The sequence below is a fragment of the Shewanella sp. LZH-2 genome, from assembly GCF_016859145.1.
GTDB classification, from domain to species: domain Bacteria; phylum Pseudomonadota; class Gammaproteobacteria; order Enterobacterales; family Shewanellaceae; genus Shewanella; species Shewanella xiamenensis.
In genome coordinates this window covers 1973522-1999744 of record NZ_CP069350.1, presented here as the reverse complement: position 1 = coordinate 1999744, position 26223 = coordinate 1973522, and the positions used below count along the sequence as shown (strand labels likewise).

16 protein-coding genes are annotated in these 26223 nt (G+C 45.7%); 4 read left to right on the top strand and 12 right to left on the bottom strand.

The features are described 5' to 3' along the window. Positions 1-9: 9 nt before the first annotated feature. The 11 genes from JM642_RS08960 to JM642_RS08910 all read right to left on the bottom strand — a co-directional run bounded on the left by JM642_RS08960 (position 10) and on the right by JM642_RS08910 (position 19181). Positions 10-4854 carry an NAD-glutamate dehydrogenase gene (locus JM642_RS08960; RefSeq protein ID WP_037419313.1) on the bottom strand — a complete coding sequence of 1615 codons (4845 nt, stop codon included), beginning with the start codon at positions 4852-4854 and terminating at the stop codon, positions 10-12. A gap of 265 nt (positions 4855-5119) precedes the next feature. Further along, a complete protein-coding gene (locus tag JM642_RS08955) occupies positions 5120-7438 on the bottom strand; it encodes an MMPL family transporter (protein WP_203433501.1) in 2319 nt (772 codons plus the stop codon). 31 nt (positions 7439-7469) lie between these two features. Beyond that, positions 7470-8480, bottom strand: a complete 1011-nt coding sequence (locus JM642_RS08950; protein WP_203433499.1) for a YCF48-related protein — start codon at positions 8478-8480, stop codon at positions 7470-7472. A gap of 54 nt (positions 8481-8534) precedes the next feature. After that, positions 8535-9899 carry a DUF1329 domain-containing protein gene (locus JM642_RS08945; RefSeq protein ID WP_037419306.1) on the bottom strand — a complete coding sequence of 455 codons (1365 nt, stop codon included), beginning with the start codon at positions 9897-9899 and terminating at the stop codon, positions 8535-8537. Between the two features lie 12 nt (positions 9900-9911). Continuing rightward, positions 9912-11954 (bottom strand): DUF1302 domain-containing protein, encoded by a 2043-nt coding sequence (locus tag JM642_RS08940; RefSeq protein WP_037426466.1) that lies wholly within the window; start codon positions 11952-11954, stop codon positions 9912-9914. Positions 11955-12292: 338 nt separating this feature from the next. Further along, positions 12293-12508: a DUF2835 domain-containing protein gene (locus JM642_RS08935; protein WP_188871511.1), complete on the bottom strand. Its 216-nt coding sequence runs from the start codon at positions 12506-12508 to the stop codon at positions 12293-12295. 262 nt (positions 12509-12770) lie between these two features. Continuing rightward, positions 12771-15332: an aminopeptidase N gene (gene pepN, locus JM642_RS08930; protein ID WP_203433497.1), complete on the bottom strand. Its 2562-nt coding sequence runs from the start codon at positions 15330-15332 to the stop codon at positions 12771-12773. A gap of 83 nt (positions 15333-15415) precedes the next feature. After that, positions 15416-17461 (bottom strand): carboxy terminal-processing peptidase, encoded by a 2046-nt coding sequence (prc, locus tag JM642_RS08925; protein WP_047533982.1) that lies wholly within the window; start codon positions 17459-17461, stop codon positions 15416-15418. 28 nt (positions 17462-17489) lie between these two features. Next, the gene (gene proQ / locus JM642_RS08920) at positions 17490-18131 is read right to left on the bottom strand and encodes an RNA chaperone ProQ (RefSeq protein ID WP_139122669.1); all 642 of its coding nucleotides are present in this window, start codon (positions 18129-18131) and stop codon (positions 17490-17492) included. 277 nt (positions 18132-18408) lie between these two features. Further along, complete coding sequence (locus tag JM642_RS08915; RefSeq protein ID WP_037419288.1) at positions 18409-18867, bottom strand: GAF domain-containing protein; 459 nt, start codon at positions 18865-18867, stop codon at positions 18409-18411. 14 nt (positions 18868-18881) lie between these two features. Further along, positions 18882-19181: a YebG family protein gene (locus tag JM642_RS08910; RefSeq protein WP_037419285.1), complete on the bottom strand. Its 300-nt coding sequence runs from the start codon at positions 19179-19181 to the stop codon at positions 18882-18884. A gap of 205 nt (positions 19182-19386) precedes the next feature. On the opposite strand from JM642_RS08910, the gene JM642_RS08905 reads away from it, so the two are divergent. From JM642_RS08905 to JM642_RS08895, 3 genes are read left to right on the top strand one after another with little or no spacing between them, the layout of a single operon-like run. Then, positions 19387-20022 (top strand): paraquat-inducible protein A, encoded by a 636-nt coding sequence (locus JM642_RS08905; RefSeq protein WP_203433495.1) that lies wholly within the window; start codon positions 19387-19389, stop codon positions 20020-20022. Between the two features lies 1 nt (position 20023). Then, positions 20024-20641 carry a paraquat-inducible protein A gene (locus tag JM642_RS08900; protein WP_037419279.1) on the top strand — a complete coding sequence of 206 codons (618 nt, stop codon included), beginning with the start codon at positions 20024-20026 and terminating at the stop codon, positions 20639-20641. Beyond that, entirely contained in the window at positions 20628-23264 is a 2637-nt protein-coding gene (locus tag JM642_RS08895; RefSeq protein ID WP_203433493.1) for an MlaD family protein, read from the top strand. Before JM642_RS08900 ends, JM642_RS08895 begins: the two co-directional genes overlap by 14 nt. 120 nt (positions 23265-23384) lie before the next feature. On the opposite strand, the gene JM642_RS08890 is transcribed toward JM642_RS08895, so the two are convergent. Next, the gene (locus JM642_RS08890; RefSeq protein ID WP_203433492.1) at positions 23385-24611 is read right to left on the bottom strand and encodes a spore maturation protein; all 1227 of its coding nucleotides are present in this window, start codon (positions 24609-24611) and stop codon (positions 23385-23387) included. A 154-nt stretch (positions 24612-24765) separates the two neighbouring features. Here JM642_RS08890 and rsmF point away from each other — a divergent pair, with 154 nt between their 5' ends. Beyond that, positions 24766-26214, top strand: a complete 1449-nt coding sequence (gene rsmF / locus JM642_RS08885; protein WP_203433490.1) for a 16S rRNA (cytosine(1407)-C(5))-methyltransferase RsmF — start codon at positions 24766-24768, stop codon at positions 26212-26214. The last annotated feature ends 9 nt before the right edge of the window (positions 26215-26223 follow it).

The window sequence follows — 26223 nt, the reverse complement described above, 5'->3', positions numbered from 1 at the left end:
TATAAAAGTTTACTTTTGCCCTTCGCAGTGAAGGATCAGAAGGTTAAGTTCACGTAGGGCGACAGAGAACTTAGCAAACTCATGGCTTTGCGACGTTTTAAAGTCAGCTAGCATATGGAACCATCTTTCCAGTAAGGCTTGATTAGTATCAATCCACTGGGAAATCACGCTCTGTGCGTTACAGGTTGCACTGCACGTTCTTAAAACCACTGACGTTAACGCACGTTGCTGCCAATCCAGCTCTTCCCTAAAGGCTGCACGGGCCAGTGCTTGCCAATGGTTAGTAACGGGTTGCGCACTGATCTGTTCTAGGAACCAGTGCAGCTCAACACGGGCACCGAGTTTGAAATAAGTCTCGGCAACAAGCGCAACTGTCTTCTCTTCTGTCTGCGCAATTTGCGCAATATCAAGTGTAGAGAACAGTGTGCTCATATTAGCAACGGTAGAGGCAACATCCTGAGGCACATTCTCTTTAATCAGAGCATTGATCTCAGCTTGGATACCTGCCGCTTCTTCTTCGACTAAGTATGAATGAACATTCGCTTTGAGTTGTTCAAATACAGGTTTGAAGAAGGCAACAGTTTGCTCAATGCTCCAACTACGATTACGGTGACGCAGGAACCAGCGGCATGCACGACGCATATTACGACGTAACTGGTGCAACATTTCACCTTGAACCACAGCAGGTACAATACCGTTTAAGTCAGTGATTGATTTAGTTAGTTCCGCTAAACCAAAGACTTCGCGAGCCATAGTGTAACAAATCGCCGCATCGGCAACTGAGGCACCTGTCTCATCTTGCATACGTTGAACAAAGTTAAGCCCCATGTCGTTGACCAACTCGTTGGCCAGCGATGTAGCAATGATTTCACCGCGCAGTGGGTGCGTAACCATTTTATGACTGTACAGTTCCTGAAGTTTTTTCGGGAAGTATGCAATCAACAATTGGCTCAACAATGTATCTTCAGTGATTTCAGGGGTGAGTAACTGCTCTTTCAGCACCATCTTAGCGTAAGCCACCAGCACTGATAGCTCTGGACGCGTTAATGCACGGCCATTAGCTAGACGTTCTGCGAGTTCTTCTTCCGAAGGTAAGAATTCTAACGCACGGTCTAACTTGCCTTCTTTCTCCAGATACTGGATAAAGCGAATTTGCTCTTTTAGTTGTTCTGCACCACGGACTTGAGTCACCGAAATCGTGCGAGTTTGGTCTTTACAGTCTTGTAGAACAATTTGACCCACTTCTTCGGTCATCTCTTCCAGTAAACGGTTACGTTGCTTGAGTGTCAATTCCCCCTCAGCCACTAACGCGTTTAACAGAATCTTGATGTTTACTTCGTTGTCAGAACAATCTACACCACCTACGTTATCCACGAAGTCAGTGTTGATACGACCACCGTTGGCCGCGTACTCAATACGACCTAATTGGGTACAACCTAAGTTACCACCCTCGCCCACGATCTTGGCGCGCAGTTCACGACCATTGACGCGCAGTGCATCGTTAGCGCGGTCGCCGACTTCAGCATTCGTTTCGCGGGAAGACTTAACGTAAGTACCGATACCACCGTTCCAAATCAGATCGACTGGCATTTTCAGCAGCTCTTTCATCAACTCGGTTGGTGTCATCGACGCCTTTTCCGTTTCCAGCATTTGCTTCATTTCAGCAGATAATGGAATCGACTTAGATGAACGCAGGAAGATGCCGCCACCTTTAGAGATCAGTTTGCTGTTGTAGTCTTCCCAGCTTGAACGTGGCAGTGCGAACAAACGGGCACGCTCTTCATAACTGGCGGCAGCATCAGGATTTGGATCGATAAAGATATGCATATGGTTGAATGCGGCCACAAGTTTTGTGTGCTTAGACAACAACATACCGTTACCAAATACGTCACCCGCCATATCGCCGATACCTAAACAGGTAAAGTCGGTAGTTTGGCAATCGATACCCACTTCGCGGAAATGGCGCTTAACAGATTCCCAGCCACCTTTAGCCGTGATACCCATTTTCTTATGGTCGTAACCATTACTACCACCCGATGCGAACGCATCACCTAACCAGAAATTGTATTCTTGGGAAATAGCGTTAGCGATATCAGAGAAGGTCGCAGTGCCTTTATCCGCAGCCACAACGAGATATGGATCATCCTCATCATGACGCACCACATCTACTGGATGTACGATTTCACCGTTAACGATGTTGTCAGTAATATCGAGCAGTGCACGAATAAAGATGCGGTAGCACTCTTGGCCTTCAGTGAAGAACGCCTCACGGCCCCCTTCAGTTGGCAGCTGCTTACAAACGAAACCACCTTTTGCCCCTACAGGGACAATAACGGTGTTTTTCACTTGCTGTGCTTTCACTAAGCCAAGCACTTCGGTACGGAAGTCTTCACGACGGTCAGACCAACGCAAACCACCACGAGCCACTTTACCACCACGTAAATGCACACCTTCAACCCGTGGCGAATAAACGAAAATTTCGAATTTCGGTAGTGGGCGTGGCATTTCAGGGATCATCGAAGGCATAAACTTGAAGGAGATATAGCTCTTCGGTTCACCCTTAGCATCTAATTGATAGAAGTTTGTCCGCAGCGTAGCGTTAATCAGATCGAGGTAACGACGGATAATACGGTCATCATCTAAGCTCGATACTTCGTCTAAACGTAGGTTGATCTGCTCCATAAACTTGCCCAATGTGCGGGTTTTCAGTTTTGGATTGAACTTACGGATAAACATTTTTACCAACAAATCAGCGATTTGTGGATAACGACCAAAGGTTTCTTCAATATAAGCTTGGCTGAATGTCGCATCGATTTGACGCATGTATTTAGCGTAAGCACGCAGTACGGATACTTCACGGCCCGTTAAACCTGACGCCAGAATGATACGGTTAAAACCGTCATCTTCTAATTTCTTTTGCCACACTTGAGACAGTGCCGTTTGGAATCTGTCTTGGCTATCGGCGATGTTGTCAGTATTGGCGACTTTGACCGTCATTAAGAAGTCTAAGATCCAGAAGGTTGAACCGTCTGAGGTCGTCACTTCATAAGGGCGCTCGTTGATCACGCGCAGACCAAAGTTTTCCAGCATTGGCAGTACGTCAGAAAGATGGATTGGTTCATCTTTATGGAACAGTTTTAAACGCACTTTGTTGTCGTTCAGCGCAGCTTCCTGCGGTTGATAGAACAACATGCCTAACTTGTGTTCGTCATCTAGTGCTTCAAGCTGTTGCATATCCACAACGGCCGAGCTTGGCAATACATCTTCTTTATAGCTTTGTTCGAAGGCGTTAGCGTAACGCTTCATCAGATGAGTACCGGCTTCTTCACCTAAGGCGTTGTTTAGCGCAGTATTTAACTTATCTTCCCAAGAACGTGCCGCTTCAATTAAATTGTTCTCTATGGCAGCCACATCTACATCCATATTATTGTTATCAACTTTGACAATGTAGTGAGTACGGGCCAGGGTTGACTCGGAGAAATACGTCGTAAACTCTACATCTTCTTTGCTGTTGAAATGCTGGGCCAGAATACGCTGGGTATCTTGGCGAAGTTTAGTGTTGTAACGATCTTTAGAAACATACACTAAACAGGATAAGAAACGCCCGAAACCATCTTTACGAACAAAGAGTTTCAGTTTATCCCTGTCTTGCATCTCGAGCACACCGTGCGCTGTGTGTGCTAAATCTTCCACATTGGCTTGAATTAGCTCATCGCGCGGTAAGTTTTCGAGAATGTTCAGTAGGGCTTTGTAATCGTGAGAACGTGGCGTTAAACCTGAGCGATCTAATACACGTTGAACTTTTTCGTTCAGCAGCGGGATCTCACGTGGGCTGCGGTTATACACGTTTGAAGCGTATAAACCGATGAATCTGTCTTCACCAACCACATTGCCTTTTTTGTCGAAGCGTTTGATACCGATATAATCAACATAGGCTGGACGGTGCACACGGCTCTTGGCGCTGCTCTTCGTCAGGATCAACAAACTGTGATCTAAGGCTTCTTTACGCGCACTATCAGAGAAGCTTGATAGTAACAAACCTTGCTCTGGTTGAGCCTTATGGTGCTTGTTCATTAAGCCTAAACTCGAGGCCATATTCGGCACCAACTCAACATCCCCTTCAACACGTTTTAAATCGTATTGACGGTAGCCAAGTAAGGTAAAATGATGATTATTAAGATAAGTTAGGAAGTTAATCGCTTCTTCTAACTCTTGCTTCTCACCGGGGAATGGACGCTTAGGCAGGTCTTTAATAGTCTCACTCAGCTTAGCTGACATGGCTTCCCAGTCATTAACTGATGCGGCGACATCGCCAAGCACTGATTGGATTTCACGCTCAAGGGCTTTGATATCCGCGCTACTGTTTTGACGATCGATTTCAATCAGGAAAACCGCGACCTGCTCAGTGCTGTCAGGGCTTTGCTTCAAGTAGGTTACTTTAGTGACTTCTTGCGCTGAACGCTCAATCGCCAGCGGAGTGTGTAACATCATATGGGCCGTAATACCCATGCGATTCAATGCCATACCAACAGAATCAACCAAGAATGGCATATCAGGTTGGATGACTTCAATGATCGAATGGGTCGATTGCCAGCCGTGTTTAGACTGACTTGGGTTGAATACTCTGAGGTGAGTTTCCCCTTTCGGGGTTTTATTCAGTGCATTCCATAAACTGAGAACGGCACCGTACAGATCGCTGTCATTACGCGCATTGAGGTCGTCTTTCGACATGTGGGCATAAAGGCAGGTCGCGAACTGTTCAACTTGCTTGGCTTGTGAATTAGGGACTTTAGCGTGAATTAAACTGACTACATTTTCAAGTAGTACTGAAGGCATTGCATCTTTCAAGGCCATGTTGCTGTTTCCTTAAGCGTCTATGGCAGCGCTTTTTTTCATTATTTGGATGCTTCGGCTTAACAATCTGAGAAAAGCGAGTGTGATCTAGATCGTCGCGCGAAGTTTATTACTAAATCCTCTGTATTTCGAGGAAAATTTTAGTGGTACATCCTCTTGAAATCCAGTCGCCACGCGATTAAAGCACACAAAATGACCAAACAATCGTAAAAACAGACTATCTATGCAAAAGAAAATGGGGAGTTAAACTCCCCATTCATTGATACTACTTAGCTTGTCGCCAAAACACTGCCGACAACGCTGGCAAGATAATTATTGCCCCCAACATATTTACCACAAACATGAAAGTAAGCAGGATCCCCATATCCATTTGGAACTTTAGCGCCGAGAAAAACCAAGTGCTTACCCCAATCGCCAAGGTTAAGCCGGTGAATATCACTGCACTGCCCCGCTCGACTAAGGCTTCATAGTAGGCTTGTTGAACTGGCATCCCATTCGACAACTTGGACGACATGGTCGACAGGATATAGATACCATAGTCGACCCCGATGCCTACACCAAGGGCGATAACGGGTAAGGTACTAACAGCTAAGCCAATATTGAGCTGAGTCATCAACGCTTGCGCCAGTGTTGAGACCACATAAAGTGGAATAATCACCGCTACCGTTGCCTTAAATGACTTAAAGCTGATAAGGCAAAGTACAAATACTGCGCCATACACATAGATCATCATAGGTAATTGGGCTTCAGCAACGGCTTCATTGGTTGCGGACATCACTCCCACTGGGCCAGAGGCTAGCTTAAATTGCAGCTTATCATTATTCATTTTGGCCGCGACCGCTTTCACCTTGGCAACCACTGTCTCAATGGTTTCTGCTTTATGATCCTGCATAAATAAATACACTGGCATCACCGAGCAATCACCATTTAACAAGCCTGACGTCGTAGGAATTTGACCAATCGCCTGCACTAAACTCGCCGTTGTACGCGGCAACACTTCCCATCTTGGATTGCCTTCGTTAAAACCTGCGTTTACCTTTTTCGCCACGGATGCCAAGCTAACGGTTGACTCAACGCCAGGAGTATTACGTATCAACCACTCAAACTCATCAATCTGGGTCAATACATCGTGATAGGTACAGGCTTCTGGAGTAGCTTCAACTATCACAGTCATTACATCCGTGGTGATAGAGAAGTGGTCAGTAATAAAGAAAGTGTCAAGGTTATAACGTGAATCTTGGTGCAGAGCAGGCGCGCCGCCTTGTAGATCACCAATTTTCATCTGGTTTGCCTGTTGCAGCCCCAAAAAATACAAGGCTATCGTTGCCACTATCACTACCATCGCATATTTAGGCGTAGCAAATTTTGCTAGGTAGCGCCAAATCGCCTCGGCACGCACTTCATCCGATGATGGCGCAGCACCTTGTGGCGCAACTTTGAGCTCAGTAAAGGAAATCACTAGCGGTAACAGGATAAGGTTAGTGAAAATAATCACACCGACACCTAAGGATGCCGAAATCGCTAGCTCTCTAATAATACCAATATCAATAGAGAGTAACGTAATAAAACCCACTGTATCAGACAGTAATGCTACGCCACCGGGGACGAGTAAGCTACGAAACGCCGAAGCCGAGGCCGCCTTGGTCGTTTGTCCATCCATCACCCGACGTCTTACCGCGTTAATAATCTGTACACCGTGACTAACACCAATCGCAAACACCAGAAATGGCACCAGAATCGACATCGGATCGAGACCGAAACCAATTACCGTTAATAAACCGAGCTGCCAGATCACCGCAGTTAAGCTACAGACGAGAGGGAATATTGTCAGAATAATCGATTTAGAAAACAGATAGACCATTACAGCGGTGATAAAAATGGCAATCACGAAGAACAGCAATACGCCTTTGGCGCCATCGGCCACGTCCCCCGCCATCTTGGCAAAACCAATGATATGGATTTTCACCTTGTCGGTTTCATACTTACCGCGAAGCTCCTTCTCCAACTGAGCGGCAAAGGCGATGGTATCTAAGGGTTTACCCGTTTGTGGATCAAAGTCCATCAACTGGGCCGACACCATAGCAGCACTGTAATCATTGGCAATCAAACGTCCTACAATGCCTGCTTTTTCGATGTTATCGCGCACCGTATTCAAACCCGCTTCAGTGGTCGTAAAATCGGCGGGGATAACAGGGCCGCCAGCAAAACCATCTTCGACAACCTCAGTAAAACGAGTCGAAGGTGAAAACAAGGACTTCACCTGCGAGCGGTCAACACCGGGAATAAAAAATAGCTGATCATGGACATTTTTAAGGGTATCAAAAAAGTTAGGGTTAAAAATATTGCCGCTGGTGTCTTCCACCGCCACCATAATACTATTGGCGCCACCAAAATCTTTTTGGTGTTTGAGGTAGGTTTGCATATAGCTATGATTGAGCGGAATATTTTTAATGAATGCCGCATCCATTTTTAATTGGCTTGCCTGGTAGCCCAAAAAAAACGTCAGCAAAATAAAAATGCTCACCACCCAAGCGCGGTTGCGGAATAAAAATGACTCAAATCCGTTGACCAGTTTTTCTAACATCTTATCGGCCCTGTTATTGTTGTTTTATAATTTATGGCTTCAGAGTGAGTAGCCCTTGGCTACCCGATAACCACACATTCCCTTGGTTATCTTTGGCAATTGAAACTAAGTTTTCCCCTTGGCGACGAGTGACAATACTCGAACTATCATCCTTATTTAACTGGATAACAACGCCAGCATTTCCCACTAGATAAAGGCTAGTGTCCGAGCTAACCATGGCGCCGTTGATGGATGATTTAACTGGCATCTCAATCTCATCCCATTGGCCAAGACTCAAATCCGCCTTAAACACATGCCCCCTAAGCCCCATTACGTAGACTGAATCCTGCAATTGGATAGCATTGAACATAGAGCCATCGTAATCAAACCCTGTGCGGGTAAAGGTTTGGCCTTTATCAGCCGACAACGCCACTAAACCAAGCTCTCCGACTAATAATAAGCGGCCATCATTAAGCTCAATCATCCGATTAAAATGTGGCAATAATGAAGCGCGTTCGGTCAGATAAGCGTCTTGGTCGCTATTTTTTAACTCAGCTAAATAGGACACATCTTCTTCGGCCAGTAACTCTTCATGGAATTCCTCAGCCCAATTTGCGCCACCATCACGGGTGCGATAAAAAAGCCCGTAAGCACCAATCGCTATGCCCTCTTGTTCATTTAAAAACAACACATCAAGGAAAGGCTTTTCAATTTCAGTCGACTGCATTTGTAACGACCAAGTTTGGCCGCCATCTTGAGTGTGCAAAATGGTGGCATCGTGACCAACAGCCCAACCGAGTTTTTCAGTTAAAAAGAAAACCTTTGTTAACTGAACCGAAGTTGGCGTCGGAACTTGTTGCCATTTGTCATTTAACACTAACACATGGCCACGCTCACCCACGGCAACCAAATGCTGTCCAGCGTGTGCAATATCGAGCACTAAAGAAGATGCGGCCAACGGCTGGATTTGTGGAAAACGCTCTGGCACAGCAGAAAACAACGGGGAAGAAAATAAACAACCAACACTTATCGCAGCGACACATTGAAGGATGCGAAACGACATACAAACTTCCTTAAACTAATGAGGGGCGCTTAGCGCCCCTTTTACCGTGGCTGATTAACGAATACCTTCACGACGCAGCGCATCTGGGGTGAAGTTCGCTTCACTCAGTTTGGCATCGAAATTATACATTCCACTCTGGTTATCTAAGCCCATAGCTAAGTAACGACGGGACTGCAAATCATGGAACACTTCTAAGGTATCCCACTGGGTAGGCACTTCGTAATAGTTCAAACCATGGGCAACCGCCACACGATAAAGTTCATTACGGTTGTCATACAGATCGGCAATCGATACCTGCCAAGAGTCTTCATCAAGATACATCACGCGGGTTTTATAGATATGACGCATACCGTCTTTCAGTGTCGCCTTAACTTCCCACACGCGGTGTTTTTCCCAACGGACGAACTCAGGATTGATATGACCGGGTTTTAAAATCTGATCATATTTCAGCTTATCTGAATGCAATTTGTAGTCGTTGTAAGGAATATAGATTTCTTTCTTGCCCACAAGCTCCCAGTTGTAGCGCACGGGTGAGCCGTTAAACATGTCGAAATCGTCAGTGGTGCGCAGACCATCGGATACGGTACCCGGAGTATCAAAGGCAACGTTTGGAGCTTTACGTACGCGGCGCTGACCTGTGTTATAGGTCCATGCCTGGCGCGGTAAAGCTTCTTGATCCATGGTTTCTTTAACTAGCAGCGCAGTACCCGCTAAACGTGCAGGTTGAGTCACTACTTGTTTAAAATAAAACAAGGTGTTGCTCGCTTTTAACTGATCTAAAGTAATCTCAGGACGAGAATACTCGAAACGGATTTCCTCGGCAGTTTCCACTAAGGTGAAACTACCATCAGCTGTCGGTGCCGCTTGGCTACGTGAGGTTTCAACATCCACACCACGGAAGCGTAGAATATGGTTCCAAATCGCTTCTAAACCGTTAGCTGGAATAGGGAATGGAATACCTATCGATGCGCCCGAAATACCATTACCTTGCGCCACCAATTCGGCACGGGTCGCATTGGCTTTGGTCGCATCGTAGACAAATTGCGGTACGGAAGCACTACGACGAGTCTTGTACACATTCATCTTGTAAGTATCAGGGTAAAGCTCAAATAATTTCATCTGACCTGGGGTCAAAAAATCTTTATATTGCGCTTTGTTTGCATTGGTAATGGTAAATTCAATCTTATCTTCAGGGAAAGGATCAGGATGATGCATCCCCTTAGTGTAACCCGCTACTGGCTTAGTAATACCACCATCCCATGCGGGGATAGAACCATCAGCATTTCCAGCCTTTTCAGCACCTAATGGGGTTAATTCGTTACCCAGTTTTGCGGCCTCGACTTCGGATACTTTAGCCATCGCTGCTGGTGCTACAAGTGCCATAATGACCGCACTTGCCAATATCGACAGTTTCTTCATTGTTATAGTCCTTTAGATCGAATACTTGATATTGAATGAAATATAATCACGATCTGCCATCGCGTTGGTTGTACCTACACCACCAAAGAAGTTGTTGTAGGACAGATCGGCCCCCCAACGGTTTTGGTATTCAAAGTTCAGACCCAAAGCGACTGACTTGCGTCCCTCTGTGAAGAGGAACATAGGATCTGGTGTAATACCATCAACATCGTGCGAGAAAATCATCCGTGGAGACATGTTCACACCCGCAAACAAGTTGTTGAACTCAGCTTTAGCTACAAGGCGATATCCCCATGCGAAATCGGTTGGGAATGGGTTAGTTTCAGGGCCGTTATGCAGCGCTTGAATAATGCCTGGCATATCAGGATTACCGCCAGAACGCGCCGTTCCCGGACCATTTAAGCGCAATTCATCAAACCCAGGCATATCATGGATCCACACCCCGCCAACTTCAGCTAACATCGTCAGGTTATCTAGGCCCAATGTAGGACCAAATAGGTGAGTGAAAGTGACTTGCGCCTGAGTCGTATCTAAGCGGATAAAGCCGTCAACGGTATCACCAGGCTTTACTCCATCAATTTGTGAAATACCGTCGAAATCGGGGCGAATACCGGCATTTGCTAACTGCTGAGGCATACCTGCGAACAGTAGTTCTACGTCATCAATTTGCAGTGGTTCATCTTGGCGGTGGGCAATTTCAGCACCGACTGAAGTATCGCCTAGTGAAGTGTTAAAACTGAAGCCATAAAGCTTGATGTCTTCAGGGTACACAATTTGCGCTTTAGAGAAACTCTTTAAGCTGAGCAGTAATTCGCGGTTGATATCACCCGCATTTTGCCCCAGAACCGCTAAGTCAGATAGCAGTGCACCAGTGCTAAAATCGGCGGCTGTACCGCTGATCAGCGGACGGCGGCTATGGTAGTTCATAAAATAGAAACCAAACTCGGTATCGCCCAATTCAGGCGCGTAATACCCCAATTTGACACCATATTGGCCATCATTACTTGGCTCTTGTTCATCTTGCACTAAAGTGACTTTAGTAGGATAAGCTAATGCCATCGCGACGAGCTGTTGCGTTGGAATTGTCTGACCACTGGCAATCATCCCTGCTAGACGTTGATATTCCTGCATCACAAAGTCTAAGTTGATATCAGGGTTGGCGTTAAAACCTAACTGTGCGTTTTGATTGTAACCACCAAAGCCTGCAAAATCGTTAGTCGCAAAAATTGAACCAGGTGTTGGCACCCAAATAGGTTCCCAATCATATTGATAGAAAGCTTCTACCGATAAGTTTTCTGTGATCCCAAGAGAAGCCCACACCATGCCCTGAGGTCTAAAGGCTTCTTTCAGTTCAGCACCGGGAGCATTAAGGATGTTCAAATCAACAGGGTTAATCTCACCAATACCATGGGCGATAAGAGTACTTTCCCCCCAAGAAACCACTTGGTTACCTAAACGGATAGAGAGTGGGTTGGCACCGTCATTTAAATCAAAATTCGCATAAACAAAGGCATCTAACAGACGGATGTCCTTACATTGCACTTCTGAAGCACGATTATCCTCACAAGGATCGAATTCTTTGCCTGTTATCGGATCATTGAAGTCATAGTTACCATCGTTTAATTTACGATCGTAAAAATACATGCCACGAGCAAACAGACCATAGTTCTCATACTTCAGGGACAGCTCATGTAATCCTTTAACAATCTCAGAAGTAGTATCACCCTGAGAATAAAGCAAATTACTTAAATCGTTATTGCTTGAATAGGAACCTGGCTGTGCCCAAATCTCAGCAGATGTGTATTTAGTATTGCCAAACGCAGTATAATTCGACCAATCAAATTGTGGCTGGTTAACTTTACCAATTTGTCCATCCCAATCGCGCTCACCGACACGCCAACTGGCACCCGCAGTCCACGTTGAGTCAAACGTGCCTTGTACCTCCCCCCAATCGAACGCAACCGCATTAACATTCGATATCATCAACAAACTCAATGCCGACGCCACCCCCAAAGCAAGCGCCGACTTGTTAAAACTTTTTTTAACAATTTTCATTTTAGCTCTCCGTACCCTGCTGGATTCTTTGTTTTAGGAATTACAACCAACATCTTGTTAGCTCACAGGTAACATCATTGTTACAGCAATTAATCCCTATGAGCAAGGCACAGTTAGAGAAAATTTTCTAAAGAATTAAGCACGTAGACACATTTATGTCATCGAGTACAAAGATGGGATTTAAATTAGTAAAGCAGAAGATTGGAATACTGAGGCAAAACAAGATAAAAAATCATAAATTTCATTAACATAATCACAAAGAAATTATCATGTTTTATTAATTGTAATTAGTCGACCGTTTAAAGTAATTACTCTAAGATAAAATCAACAATTTGTTTCTACAACCGCTCCAATGACACAAATTGACCTTTATCGTCGAGCACGAGTTTAAACTGCCCATGAATACCATTTTCAGTTAAAAAACGCCTAAAATGTCGCCCGCTAATCCAAAGGATCCGCCCTTCACGTTCACGCACTTCAACTTTATCGGCCAGCCCTTGATAGTAAGGTAAAAAATCTTGATAGCTAAGGGTTAACTTAAAATACAATTCCATATTGATAAGGGCAGCAAAATGCTGCCCTCCTCCTCTAATTAACCTGAACTCGGGGTAACGAGTGTCGAAAAACCTAAATTTAATAAACTAACTCAATGCTATAAATGATTATTTTGAAACGAAAAATCTATTATCTGCCTGAATGCGCAGATTTGTGCGCATATCAAGGCGCTCTGTCGTATGCCATAGCGAGCGATGGTGAGACAGAGCAACGCAGAGAGGCTCGAAAAGAGCCTATTCAGCGGCTCTGCTTATCTCGAGCTCAGGTTAATGACGACTTCGCTAACGCTTTGGACACTTTTTCGAATAAATCCTTAGAGAGTCCAGGTAAGTCTAATAAACGCGTTAAACAGGCCTTAATCTTACGCTGACGTGTTTCATCGAATTTACTGAATTGGATCAGCGGTGTCACCATTCTGGCGGCAACTTGTGGGTTAAGCTGATTTAAGTTGATAAGGCACTCAGTTAAAAACTCATAACCTCTGCCATCGGCGCGGTGGAATTGATAAATATTTCCAGAGGCAAAACTACCAATAAGCGAACGCACCCGATTGGGATTACTCATGCTAAAACTCGCGTGTTGTTGTAATTGACGTAATGTATCAATCACATCATCGCTATCATGAGTCGCCTGTAACATAAACCATTTATCCATCACTAGCGGCGTATCACGCCAGCGCGTCTCAAATTGAGCCATTAACTGGTCACGGCAAGTTAAAGAGCCAACATTGGCTGCCGTTAATGCGCCGAGCGAATCCGTCATATTACAAGCCTTAGCAAACTGCTCTACCACAAAGGTTTCGGCATCATTGCTAACTCGGCTAAGCCAATTTAGACATTGGTTTTTAAGGGCGCGGGCTTTAGTGCAATCCAAATTAACTAATGAGCGATAAAGTGCCGTTAATTCATCTTCGCAGTAAGCAGCAAGCTCTGTGAGCACAAATTCACGCGCGAGCGCTAACGCATCAAGGTCAACAGTATCAGTTTGCTCAATCAAAGCGGAAGCCGATGGAATCGCTAAAATCTCAGCCATTAATGCCTGATCGAGTTTCTCATCGAGTAAAGCCCCTTTAAAACTATCCTTCACTCTTTCATCTAAGGTCATCGTCTGATGTTGCTGTAAATGTTCAACATTTTGCCAAATTGCTTGGCTAACGAGAGTAACGGATGCCTCCCAACGCGCCACTTCACTCGAAGCAAAACGCATCAAATGAACAAGTTGGTCAACTTCGAAGGGATAGTGCAATTTAACTGGCGCAGAGAAATCTTGCAGCAATGACGCCACAGGTTTATGGCGGAGTCCTTCAAAAGTAAATACTTGTTCGGCGTCAGTAAAACTGATCACTTGGTTGACCAGTGATAGTCCCTTATCGTCCAACAGCTCCAGACTAAAAGGAATATGCAGCGGCGAGGTGCAGCCTGTAAGAGTCTGTTTAAGTGTTAACTGATAACGCCCTGATGCAGCATCGAAACTGTCGCTTGCGGTTACTACCGGCGTACCTGCTTGGCTATACCAGAGGCGGAATTGGGTTAAATCGATACCACTGGCATCTTCCATCGCCGCAACAAAATCATCGCAGGTCACAGCTTGGCCATCGTGGCGTTTAAAGTATAACTTCATCCCCGCTTGGAAACGGGCTTCACCAAGCAAAGTGTGCATCATGCGAATAACTTCGGCGCCCTTGTTATACACTGTCACCGTATAAAAGTTATTCATCTCAATCACGGACTCTGGACGAATTGGATGTGCCATTGGGCCTGAGTCTTCAGCGAACTGCTGGTTTTTAATGACTTTAATGGCGTGAATTCGATTTACCGCGCGCGAACCTAAATCCGAACTAAACTCTTGGTCGCGAAAAACTGTTAAGCCTTCTTTGAGACTTAATTGGAACCAATCACGGCAAGTGACACGGTTGCCCGTCCAGTTATGGAAATATTCATGGCCGACTACGGATTCAATACCATGGTAATCCTCATCAGTGGCGGTCAAAGTATCGGCGAGGACATATTTGGTATTAAAGATATTTAAGCCTTTATTTTCCATCGCCCCCATATTGAAAAAGTCGACAGCAACGATCATGTAGATATCTAAATCATATTCAAGGTCAAAACGGGACTCATCCCAAGCCATAGACTTTTTAAGGGATGCCATAGCATGGTGCGCCTTATGCAAATTCCCTTTATCAACAAAAACCTGTAGCACCACTTTACGCTGACTGCGGGTAATAAACTCATCCTGCAACAGATCAAAATCACCTGCCACGAGGGCAAAAAGGTAGGCCGGCTTGGGGAAAGGGTCCTGCCAACGTACATAATGGCGTCCGCCATCGAGATCACCTTTGTCAATCAAGTTGCCGTTACTGAGCAGGAACGGGAACGCCAGCTTGTCGGCTTCAATACGCACAGTATATTTAGCCAATACGTCAGGACGGTCGAGGAAGTAAGTGATACGTCTAAAGCCTTCAGCTTCACACTGGGTGCAATAGGCACCGTCAGACATATAAAGCCCTTCGAGGCTTGAGTTGGCTTCAGGATCCAGTTGGGTGATGATGGTCAGCTCAAACTCATTTAGGGTCGTTTCGATTGTCAACTGCCCTTCACCAACTTGATACGCTACCTGTTGACCATCAATCGCCACGCTGACTAAGGTTAATCCTTCACCATCAAGCACTAAAGGATTAGCGTGGGAAGAGCTACGTTTAACCTTGCTAATAGCCTTAACAACGGTATTTTTACCGTTAAGATTAACATCTAAGTCGATGGATTCAATCGTGAACTGGGGAGCTTGGTAGTCTTTAAGGTATTTTGCTTGAACTTGTGTCATTTCGTTCCCTTTAACACTGATTTAAATAAGAAAAACGCGCCATAAGCGCGTTTTAAGGTAAGGTAAACAGACGTAACTTCCGCCTATTTAGTGCCAGCGTTAGCTAGCTTTTTCGCATCCACCATATCTAGAGTGATATAAGCCGTTTCATCTAAAAATGCATCTGGCGCAGCAACATCATCTTTAATATCTTCCATAGATTTAACTGGCGCTAAACCATTGGCTACGCGACGCTCATTGGTTCTATCGAGCACTTTCTTCTCATCAGCTTCACGTGATGCAATACGCTCACTTTCCACTAAGGAGACCGTTTTCTCTTTGTGATGCTTTTTAAAGTCAGCAATATCTTGATTGATATAGTTAAACTCAACACTGTTTTGAATACGGGCAAGGTGCTTTTTCTCTAAACTCGCCACCAGTTCAGGGGTGATATCATTTAGCGTACCGTATTGCGCCATTGGTACTTTGTCCCAAGGCAAAGCATTCTTCTCTTCAGCTTCACCATACTCACCAGGCTCTAACGCACTTGGATACGCAATATTCGGTGTCACACCTTTGAGTTGTGTACTACCACCGTTAATGCGATAAAACTTCTGAATGGTGTATTGCACATGCCCAATAGGTTTCTCGTACATATCGTAGATGCGACCTAGACTCTTATGCTGTTGCACTGTGCCTTTACCGAAACTGGATTCACCAACAATCAGTGCACGATCATAGTCCTGCAATGCTGCTGCAAAAATCTCAGAAGCTGATGCGCTGTAACGGTCAACCATCACGGTCAACGGACCTGCGTAGGCAGTCTTGCCATCGTTATCGCGGTGAGCTGACACACGGCCATCGGCGTCACGGATTTGCACCACAGGGCCCATGTCAATAAAGAGTCCGGTCAGTAACACGGCTTCGGTTAATGCACCGCCGCCATTACCACGTAAATCGATAACGACACCTTCGACTTTCGCTTCGTTGAGTTTAACGAGTTCCTTTTCCACATCCTGGGATAAATTCATATAGAATCCAGGAATTTGAATAACACCGACTTTACGATTGGCGTATTCACCGTCTTTAGGTTCGATGATTTTAGAAGTCGCGGCACGGTCTTCTAAGCGAATCTTGTCACGTACTAAAGTGACGTTAAACGGCTTAGCATTTGAGCCACCTTTCTTCGGTAAAATCTGCAAAACGACTTTACTGCCCTTAGGACCTTTGATGAGCTCAACGACATCGTCTAAACGCCAGCCGATAACATCAACGATCTCGCCACCCTCTTGGCCAACACCAACAATCTTATCTTCTGGTGACAGTTTTTCACTGCCAGCGGCAGGACCACCTGCGATTAAACTCTTAATCACAGTGTAATCATCTTCGAGCTGTAACTGCGCGCCAATACCCTCTAGGCTCAAGTTCATTTCCATTTGGAAACGCTCAGCATTACGGGGGGATAAATAGCTAGTGTGCGGCTCAATGCTGCGAGAAAATGCATTCATCACCGCTTGGAACACATCTTCACTATTGGTCTGAGTCAAACGTTTGATGGCGTTGTTATAACGTTTTTGCAGAATCTCAACAATTTCAGGCCATTTTTTGCCAGTAAGCTTGAGATTCAACGCATCGTATTTCACTCGCTGACGCCAAAGCTCATTGATTTCAGCTTGATCTTTTGGCCAAGCGACATCTTCCCTATCGTACTCGTAGGCATCACCAGGAACGGTAAAATCCATTTCTTTATCGAGCAGAGAAAGCGCGTACACAAAGCCTTCGTAGCGACGTTTTTGAACCAAATCAAACATTTTGTAGGCAGGGTCGAGTTCACCTGAACTCAGCATATCGTCAAACTGATTGATATAAGGCTTAAAACTGTCGACATCGGCTTGGGTCAGCACATTGCGACGGTAATCAAGTTGCTGTAAATAGCGGTCAAAAATCTGCGCAGAAAACGCGTCATCGAGCGCAAATCGATGGTAATGCGAACGAGTGTATAAATCTGTCACTCGTTTACTGGCTACTTTATGCTGCGCTTCCTGCTTGAGAGTGGGTAACTCGCTGATTTGAATCGTAGGAGGCACAGCCCAAGCCGAGAATCCGACAAAAACAGTGGCGATGGATGTAGCCAAAATGAGTTTTCGCATCAACAAGTTACTCCGTTAGATTAAATGATTACAGCAGAATATGTTCTGCTTTCACTTTTATCGTTAAGCCGCTATCAAGCTGAACATGAATGTCTTCTTTGTTAATGTCAGTGATCACGCCGGCTACTGGCGTCATACCTAACTTAACATTGACACGCTGTTTCTTAGCTAAATCGGTCAATTGCGCTTGGACTAAGTTAACAGCAGGTTCAGCCTTAGGAGCCACTTTGGCAGGACGCTCAGTCTTGCGGGCAGGAACAGCTACTTTCTTAGGGGCCTTTTTCGCTGGAGCTTTGCCAGCCGGAGCCACTTTGGTAGCTTGAGCAGCACGCTTAGCCTTGGCTTTTTCTTGGCTTTCTTTCAACATGGCTTGAGCATGATCGATATGTTCTTGCTCTAGCTCGCCACAAGGCTGACCATCAAGATCCACACGCTGGGCACCAGCTTTTACCGATTTGAGGTAACGCCAACTGCTAGTGTAACGTCTTAACGCCACGCGCAGTTGAGTTTTACTGACTTTAGAATCATCAGCCAACCTTTCAGCCAAATCTTGAAACAATCCGATTTTTAATGGCTTAGTTTCACCTTCAGCAATAAAGCACAAAGGAAATGTTTCATACAAATACGCCAAAATTGCGTTGGTGTCGGTCAACTTATCTGTTGATTCCATCATTACTTCCACAGTTAAAAAGGGACATCGAATTCGAGGTGATATAAATCAGCTTCTTACGTGTCGTTTATCTTGGTTAAGCTCACAATTGAGCCAAAGTACAAATTAACATTCTCGCCGAGTTAACTAAAGTTAAAAAATATCAGTTAACCATTTTTTACGGCTAAACCTCTCAGGTTTATTCGGGCCATGCCCAAACAAGCCTTATCAGGGCATGCGCTATTATAAGGCGCACGCCACCGATTGCGACTATGAATTATGCGTTATTGTACGCAAATTAAGCAAATAGGCAGTTTTCGAAGCTTTTTACCAATAATTCCAAGCCCTTTTGGTCTTCTTCGTCAAAGCGGTCAAAAATAGGGCTATCAATATCCAGTACAGCAATCACCTGACCATTAGCGCGAACAGGGATAACAATTTCGGAATTACTGGCCGCATCGCAGGCGATATGTCCATCGAATTGATGCACATCGGCAACCCGTTGAGTTTGATTAGCCAGTGCTGCAGTGCCACACACGCCTTTACCCATCGGAATGCGGGTACAAGCCACTTTACCTTGGAATGGGCCTAATACTAACTGTTCGCCGCGCATAACGTAAAAACCTACCCAGTTTAGTTCGGTTAGGTTGTCATTAAGCAGGGCTGAAAAGTTAGCCATGGCAGCCACTAAATCATCTTCGCCTTCGAGTAACGCTAACGCTTGACGGTTCAGTGATTCATAAAATTGCGGTTTCATATGCTTCCTAAAAATTATTCAGCAGCATCGTCCTTCTTAGACGCTTTTTTGGCTGTGTTTGGTTTTGTTGGCGTACTATTAACTTGAACCACGCCTTTAAGCAAGTTTGTTAGCTCATCTTTATTGTTAGCAAAATAGAATGCGAGCTGTTCGGTTAGACTTTCATCAATCCCAAGTTCCGCTTTCTGAATAAATGGAATGAGGTTATCAGCGATGTCGAGCATCTTATCGTAGGCATCAGCCTCCTTTTTCGATGTGAATGTCATCTTTTCTACCCCTTCTCTTACCACGACAAACTGTGTAATAACTGCCATGACCGCCCTCGCACTGTTTTTATATACAGTAACCAGAATGACATAAAGTGAACTAGTGATGCAAGTGTTCTGATTATTCTGATATTATGACTGCGCTTTATGTTGTGGAGATGGGTCAATCAATTTGATATCTCACCTTATAATTTGTTGTTTTCGGATTATTTGCTCAATCTCAGTGGCTTTGGGGCTAATATAATATTTTTATATGCATGACAATACAGCAGAAAACTCTGTAATCCTCTGTCGTTCCTGCGACTTGGCCATTCGGAAACGTGCCCTCCCAACTGGGGTCAGAGCGTTGTGTCCGCGTTGCAACACCGCACTTTATGACACCCCATACTGTTCAGTAAATGGCATGTTGGCACTGTGCATTACCGCGTTGGTGTTCTATTTTCCTGCTAACTTTTTTCCTGTGCTAGAAATCCATTTTCTGGGCAGTATTCGCACAACAACGGTATTTCAAGGCGCTTTTGCCGTCTTCGATCAAGGTTATTGGGTGGTCGGATTAGCCGTCCTTGCTGCCGCAGTGGTTGGCCCTGGTTTATTGATCCTATCGATTCTTGCGCAAATTTTGATTATAAAATGGGGGCTTGCGAGCCCATTTTGGCGCCATAGTCTCAAACAATTACTCACATTTCAGGGGTTCCTTTCGCAGCTGACAATGCTTGAGATTTATGTGATTAGCTTCCTCGTCTCATCATTTCAATTGTCTGATTTTTCGGATATTTATTTTGGAATGGGTACCTTTTGCTTCACCATGCTTTTTTTAGTCACCCTGTTTTTACAGCGTGAATACGATATTGAGCATATGTGGGGTCTTTTTATGCAGGAACATCACTGATATGAAGCAGCAAGGAAAGGATTTAGGCCTGTGTTTGTGCCGCGTTTGTAGGCAACTCAATAGCAGTGAGGATAGCCACTGTAGTCGTTGTGAGTCAGAATTACAGGTCCGCGATTACAACAGCTTACAAAAAAGTTGGGCGCTGCTTATCACTGCCGCCATTTTATTGGTTCCAGCCAACCTCTATCCCATTACGGTGCTCACCAATCAGGGAAAGGTACGTCACGATACGATCTTTTCCGGAATTGTTCATTTAGTCCAATCGGATATGTTACCCATCGCCATTATTGTGTTTATTGCCAGTATTTTAGTGCCTTGGGTAAAGATTATCGGCTTAGCCACTTATCTGTGTGCTATCAGTTTCAACCTACCAATTTCAAAGCAAAAACTTATGGTGGGATTTCATGTTATTGAGTGGATTGGCCGCTGGTCGATGCTCGATTTATTTGTGATCTCGCTGACCGTTGCCCTCGTGAATATGGGGCAATTACTCGATGCAAAGCCTGCACCTGCGGCCACGGCATTTGCATTGGTGATTTTACTGACGCAACTTGCCGCAAAAGTTTTAGACACTCGTTTACTCTGGGATCGACTGGAACCTCAAGATGACACAAATTGAATCGCCAAAAGTTGTGAAGAAAAAGCTCTTTTCGCCGATTTGGCTGCTCCCGATTGTGGCGCTCGCGCTTGGCGCATGGCTGGGTATTAAGAGCATCAAAGAATCGGGCATTGAAATTCAAATCCACTTCCCCAGTGCCACGGGGATCGACGTGGGCAAAACCTTAGTCAAATACCAAGGCTTAACCGTTGGTAAAGTAAAAGATATCGGTATTGATGATGATCTTAAAGGCGTTAACGTGAAGGTGATGATGGACTATCGCGCTAAGCCTTTCTTAAATAAAGAAACCCTCTTCTGGTTAGTTACCCCAAAGGCCAGCATCACAGGCGTTGAAGGTCTGGATGCGCTATTTTCAGGCAACTATATTGCAATCCAACCAGGCAAAGGCAATGCCGCCACCTTGTTTGAGGCAGAACGCCAACCGCCACCAATGCAAATTGGCTCCGAAGGGGTAATGATTGAACTGACGGCCGATAAACTCGGCTCGTTAGACGTGGGTTCGCCTGTGTTCTTTCGTCAGATCCCTGTCGGCAGCGTGGTCAGCTACCGTTTAGACGGCAATGCCAGAGTCATTATCAGCGCCTTTATCCAAGAGCAATATGCGCGTTTAGTGAAGAAAAACTCTCACTTTTGGAATGTGTCAGGCGTGAAAGTCGATGCTAGTTTAGCGGGCATTAAAGTTAACACTGAAAGCCTTGCTTCTATCCTTGCGGGTGGTGTGAGTTTCAGTTCCGATGAAAAAGCGCCTGCGGCACAAAATGGCGACAGTTTTGCCCTCTATGATTCAGAAACCAGCGCTCTTGGCGGGATTGAAGTCAGTCTGACCATGAGTGATGGCAATGCGATTGATAAAGGCACTCGTATTGTGTATCGCGGCATCACCATTGGCACTCTGCAGAGCAAACAACTCACTGCAACCGGCGTGACTGCGGTGGTAAAATTTGAGCCTGAATATGCCAACCTGTTAACCAGCGACGGACTGTTTTGGCTTGAAGGCGCCGATATTTCGCTCTCTGGGATCAAAAACCCCGAGCGTTTACTCACGGGAAGCGTAATTAACTTCTTACCCGGTACCAATGCCAATACGGCGCTGCCAAGCAGTTTTGCCCTGCAAGAATCGGCGCCCGATCTATTGAAGGCCAAAAAACGTCAGCTCACTATCACCTCCACAGAAAACATGGGCCTCACCGCAGGTGCTGAAGTGCGTTATAAGCAGCTACCTATCGGTCAGGTGCTGGCGGTGAAATTAACTAAAGATCTGTCGGCCGTTGAATATCAACTCGAGCTGCAGCCTGAGTTTGCCAACTTAGTTCGCAGTGATAGCTATTTTATCCCCGAGTCGGCGCTGAGTATCGATGCCTCACTCGATGGGGTGTCGGTGAAAACCCGCGATCTAGCGACATTAACTAAAGGCGCGGTGAGTCTGATCCCTGGTACCAGTAATACCCCGCTGGCGGCAAATGCGCGTTTGCCACTCTTTAGCTCAATGGATGAAGCTAAGCAATTCTTTGTCCGTCAACAGCGTTTATACTTTACTCTCATCAGTGCTGATGGCGCCGATGTTAGTCAAGGATCTCCGATTTACTATAAAAAAATGCAAATTGGTAGCGTGGAGTCGGTCAACTGGCAGGGTAAAACCGAAGACTTTGCGATTAAGATCGCTATTGATAAGCAGTTCCAACCCTTAGTGCAAAAACCTAAAGTCTTTTGGCGTAACAGTGCCGTGGATGTCAGCGCCAGTCTTGCGGGTATTGATGTCGCCGTTGCTCCACTACAAGGCGCGTTAAAGGGCAGCATCAGCTTAGGTTTATTGGACAGTTCAACGACTGAGCCTAATGCGGCACTTAAACTATACGAAAGTAAACAGCTCGCCTTAGCGCAGGCTCAAGCCATCAAACTCACCTTACCCGCCTCGGCAAAATTGGCTGCAAAAGCCGCCATTCGTTACCAAGGTCATCAGGTGGGTGAAGTGACGCAAGTTAAGCTCAATACCGATTTAACTACACTTACAGCCACCGCCTATCTCTATGGTGACTATGCCGAGCATTTCAGCCGCAGTGATACTGAGTATCATATGGTCGAGGCGCAAATCTCCTTAGCAGGCATTAAAGCCCCTGAAACCTTAATCACCGGGCCTTATATTGGCGTGTTACCGGGTAAGAGCACGCAAAAAGCCACCCACTTCCAAGCCAACCTGGTTGAGAGTAGCTATGCTAACGTGGCCGAAGATGCGCTTAAATTTACCTTAGAAGATAGCAACCTTGGCTCGATGAAAGTTGGCACGCCTATTTTCTTCCGTGGCATTAAAATCGGGCAAATCGATGGTTATAGCCTATCGTCTCCAGGCAACAGTGTACTGATGCAAGCGCACATTGAGCCCCAGTACAGTCACTTAGTGAATCAGAGCAGCCAGTTCTGGGACGCCTCAGGTATCAAGGTCGATGTAGGTATTTTCTCTGGTGCGCAAATTGAAGCCGGTTCGCTCGAAACCCTATTAGCGGGCGGCATTAATGTCGCAACCAAAGAAACAACTCAAGAGAGTAACCGCCTCAGCGAAGGCGCAGTGATTAAACTGCAGCATAAAGCCGAGCGTGAATGGCAAGAATGGGCTCCGGCGCAATAGCTCCCATGCAATAAATAATCGCGCTATTGATTAAGCGCATTTAAACCCGACAGTTAACTCTATTAATACAAGGCGCATTCGGTTTATCCGAATGCGCCTGATTTTTTCATATAACACTGCTTAGCCATAGAACCAATAACAGACAGCAATAGCCGCACTGATCCCTGCAAAATCCGCCGTTAGACCACAGGCGAGCGCATGGCGCCCATGACGAATACCCACTGAACCAAAGTAAACCGCCAGCACATAGAAAGTCGTTTCAGTACTCCCTTGGAAAATCGCCGCCAAGCGACCAGCAAAGGAGTCCACTCCGTGGTGTGCCATGGTTTCGAGCATCATCGCCCGCGCGCCCGAACCACTAAAGGGTTTCATCAACGCCGTAGGCATAGCATCGACAAAGCGGGTATCAAACCCGAAAAGACTCACGCAACTCGCAATCAGTTGCAGCAGGTAATCCAACGCGCCCGATGCCCTAAGTAAACCAATCGCCAGCAGCATGGCTAGAAGATACGGGATCAGTTGAATCGATTGGTTAAACCCCGACTTAGCACCTTCGATAAACTCATCATAAATCGCCACTTTTCGCACGCCCGCCACCAGCACAAAACTGAAGACTAACAGTAGCAATACCCCGTTGCCCAAGGCGGTCGACACTGTGCCAATCGCGTCTGCCGTTAAAGTCATCAAATAAAAACCACTGGCAACTAATGCCGACAGCAGCACAGCGCCATATCCGAGTACCACGGCATTGAGTAGTGAAAGCCGCTGCACAACAGCAACGATCAAAAGCCCCGCTAATGTCGAGGCAGAGGTTGCGAGGAGTATGGGTAAAAAAATGTCTGCCGGAGCCGTCGCTCCCTGCTGAGCACGGTATAAAAACACCGTGACAGGCACTAAGGTCACCGAGGAGGTATTGAGCACTAAAAATAGAATTTGTGCGTTAGTGGCAACGGTTTTGACCGGATTAAGACTCTGTAAATCCTGCATTGCCTTTAAACCTAATGGAGTAGCGGCATTATCCAATCCAAAAATGTTGGCCGTTAAGTTCATCGTCATACTGCCAAATGCGGGGTGTCCTTTAGGCACTTCGGGCATTAAGCGGCGCAGCAGTGGCTCAAATACAAAGGCAATCGCCCCAACAACGCCGGCTTTTTCACCAATTCGCATTAATCCCATCCACAGAGACAACACACCCACTAAGCCTAAGGCGATTTCAGCGGCGAGTTTAGCGCTGGCAAACAAGGCCTCAACCGCGTTGGCAAGCACATCGATATGCCCATTAAAAAGTTGTATTGCCATCGCCAACAGCGACGTGAGGAAAAACACTAACCACACCCGATTTAGCACTCTGCCCCTTCCTTATTGCTATTCAAACTGTTTATTCGTGTCGCTTTGTTTATTTAACGCAAATCTGAACCAACGATAGTAGAGGGATAAAATCCCAGCCCCACTAAGGGATTATGATATACTTGCCGCAGTTGATACACAGCCAAATTTCGTTATGGTTCAATTAAATCAAAATTTTATCAGTACAATTGCCCAAGAATTGCCCGCCCATCTGTCAATGGATGACTTTATTGCGGCCTGTTCAAGACCACTTCGTCGCTCAATTCGCGTCAACACCTTAAAGATCAGCAGCGAAGATTTTAAGCGTTTGATGCAGCCCAAAGGATGGACCTTTGAGTCCATACCCTGGTGTGAGGATGGTTTCTGGATAAGCTACGATGAAGAAGAGCAGCTCGGCAACGCCCTAGAGCATATTCAGGGCTTATTCTATATCCAAGAAGCCAGCTCCATGCTGCCGCCAACCGCACTATTTACCCCCAATGCAGATTGGCAATGTGTGTTGGACTTAGCAGCTGCGCCTGGATCTAAAACCACGCAAATGGCAGCGTTAATGAATAATCAAGGCTTATTGGTTGCCAATGAATATTCCGCTAGCCGCGTCAAAGTACTCCATGCCAATGTGCTGCGCATGGGCGCGAGTCACTGCGCCCTAACCCACTTCGATGGCCGAGTATTTGGTGAGTATCTGTATGAAAGTTTTGATGCCGTATTAATTGATGCGCCTTGTGGCGGTGAAGGCACGGTCCGTAAAGATGCGGACGCGTTAAAATCTTGGTCGCTCGATGAGGTTCTTGCGATTAGCGAAACCCAAAAAGCCTTAATCGAATCCGCATTTTTGGCCTTAAAACCGGGTGGCAGTTTGGTTTATTCAACCTGCACCCTTAATCGGCTCGAAAACCAAGGTGTATGTGAATATTTGCAGCAAACCTATGGCGATGCAGTGCAATTTGAGTCCTTAAGCCAATTATTTGATGGTGCTGACAAAGCCACTACGCCAGAAGGCTTTTTGCACGTTTGGCCACAGATTTACGACAGCGAAGGCTTTTTTGTCGCAAAGTTGACTAAAACCCGTTCGGTACCACGCCTACAGCCTGAGCCGAAATTGCAAAAGAATTTCCCCTTTACGGAGGCGAGTGCCAAACAAGCCAAAGCCATTCAAGCCTATTTTACCGATGATCTGGGTATCGAACTGCCCGATGATCTCATTATGGTGCGCGACGATGAGTTTTGGCTATTTCCCCATGAATTTAAAGACTTTATTGGTAAAATGCGCTTTCAGCGGATTGGGGTTAAGCTTGCCGACCACAGTAAACATGGCTTTAAAGTGCGCCATGAGGCGATTATTGCTCTAGCGGGTAAAGCGCTTAAAGCGGGGGCAAAAAACGGCGCCAAAGTCGTCGAAGTGAGCGATGAGCAGGCAAAAGAGTATTTGATGGGACGAGATATACCCCTCGATACGGCTGGCAAAGCTCAGGGCGAAGTGATTGTCTGTTATGGCGGCGCGCCTTTAGGCATGGCGAAACATTTAGGCAATAAATTAAAAAACAACCTGCCCAGAGACTTAGTGAAAGATAAAGTGTTATTGCTACCACCGCAGACATAATGGTTATAA

Excerpts from the sequence above, each read along its gene's own strand:
- JM642_RS08960 (WP_037419313.1), bottom strand. The coding sequence starts at position 4,854 with ATGGCCTTGAAAGATGCAATGCCTTCAGTACTACTTGAAAATGTAGTC.
- JM642_RS08955 (WP_203433501.1), bottom strand. The coding sequence starts at position 7,438 with ATGTTAGAAAAACTGGTCAACGGATTTGAGTCATTTTTATTCCGCAAC.
- JM642_RS08950 (WP_203433499.1), bottom strand. The coding sequence starts at position 8,480 with ATGTCGTTTCGCATCCTTCAATGTGTCGCTGCGATAAGTGTTGGTTGT.
- JM642_RS08945 (WP_037419306.1), bottom strand. The coding sequence starts at position 9,899 with ATGAAGAAACTGTCGATATTGGCAAGTGCGGTCATTATGGCACTTGTA.
- JM642_RS08940 (WP_037426466.1), bottom strand. The coding sequence starts at position 11,954 with ATGAAAATTGTTAAAAAAAGTTTTAACAAGTCGGCGCTTGCTTTGGGG.
- JM642_RS08935 (WP_188871511.1), bottom strand. The coding sequence starts at position 12,508 with ATGGAATTGTATTTTAAGTTAACCCTTAGCTATCAAGATTTTTTACCT.
- pepN (WP_203433497.1), bottom strand. The coding sequence starts at position 15,332 with ATGACACAAGTTCAAGCAAAATACCTTAAAGACTACCAAGCTCCCCAG.
- prc (WP_047533982.1), bottom strand. The coding sequence starts at position 17,461 with ATGCGAAAACTCATTTTGGCTACATCCATCGCCACTGTTTTTGTCGGA.
- proQ (WP_139122669.1), bottom strand. The coding sequence starts at position 18,131 with ATGGAATCAACAGATAAGTTGACCGACACCAACGCAATTTTGGCGTAT.
- JM642_RS08915 (WP_037419288.1), bottom strand. The coding sequence starts at position 18,867 with ATGAAACCGCAATTTTATGAATCACTGAACCGTCAAGCGTTAGCGTTA.
- JM642_RS08910 (WP_037419285.1), bottom strand. The coding sequence starts at position 19,181 with ATGGCAGTTATTACACAGTTTGTCGTGGTAAGAGAAGGGGTAGAAAAG.
- JM642_RS08905 (WP_203433495.1), top strand. The coding sequence starts at position 19,387 with ATGCATGACAATACAGCAGAAAACTCTGTAATCCTCTGTCGTTCCTGC.
- JM642_RS08900 (WP_037419279.1), top strand. The coding sequence starts at position 20,024 with ATGAAGCAGCAAGGAAAGGATTTAGGCCTGTGTTTGTGCCGCGTTTGT.
- JM642_RS08895 (WP_203433493.1), top strand. The coding sequence starts at position 20,628 with ATGACACAAATTGAATCGCCAAAAGTTGTGAAGAAAAAGCTCTTTTCG.
- rsmF (WP_203433490.1), top strand. The coding sequence starts at position 24,766 with ATGGTTCAATTAAATCAAAATTTTATCAGTACAATTGCCCAAGAATTG.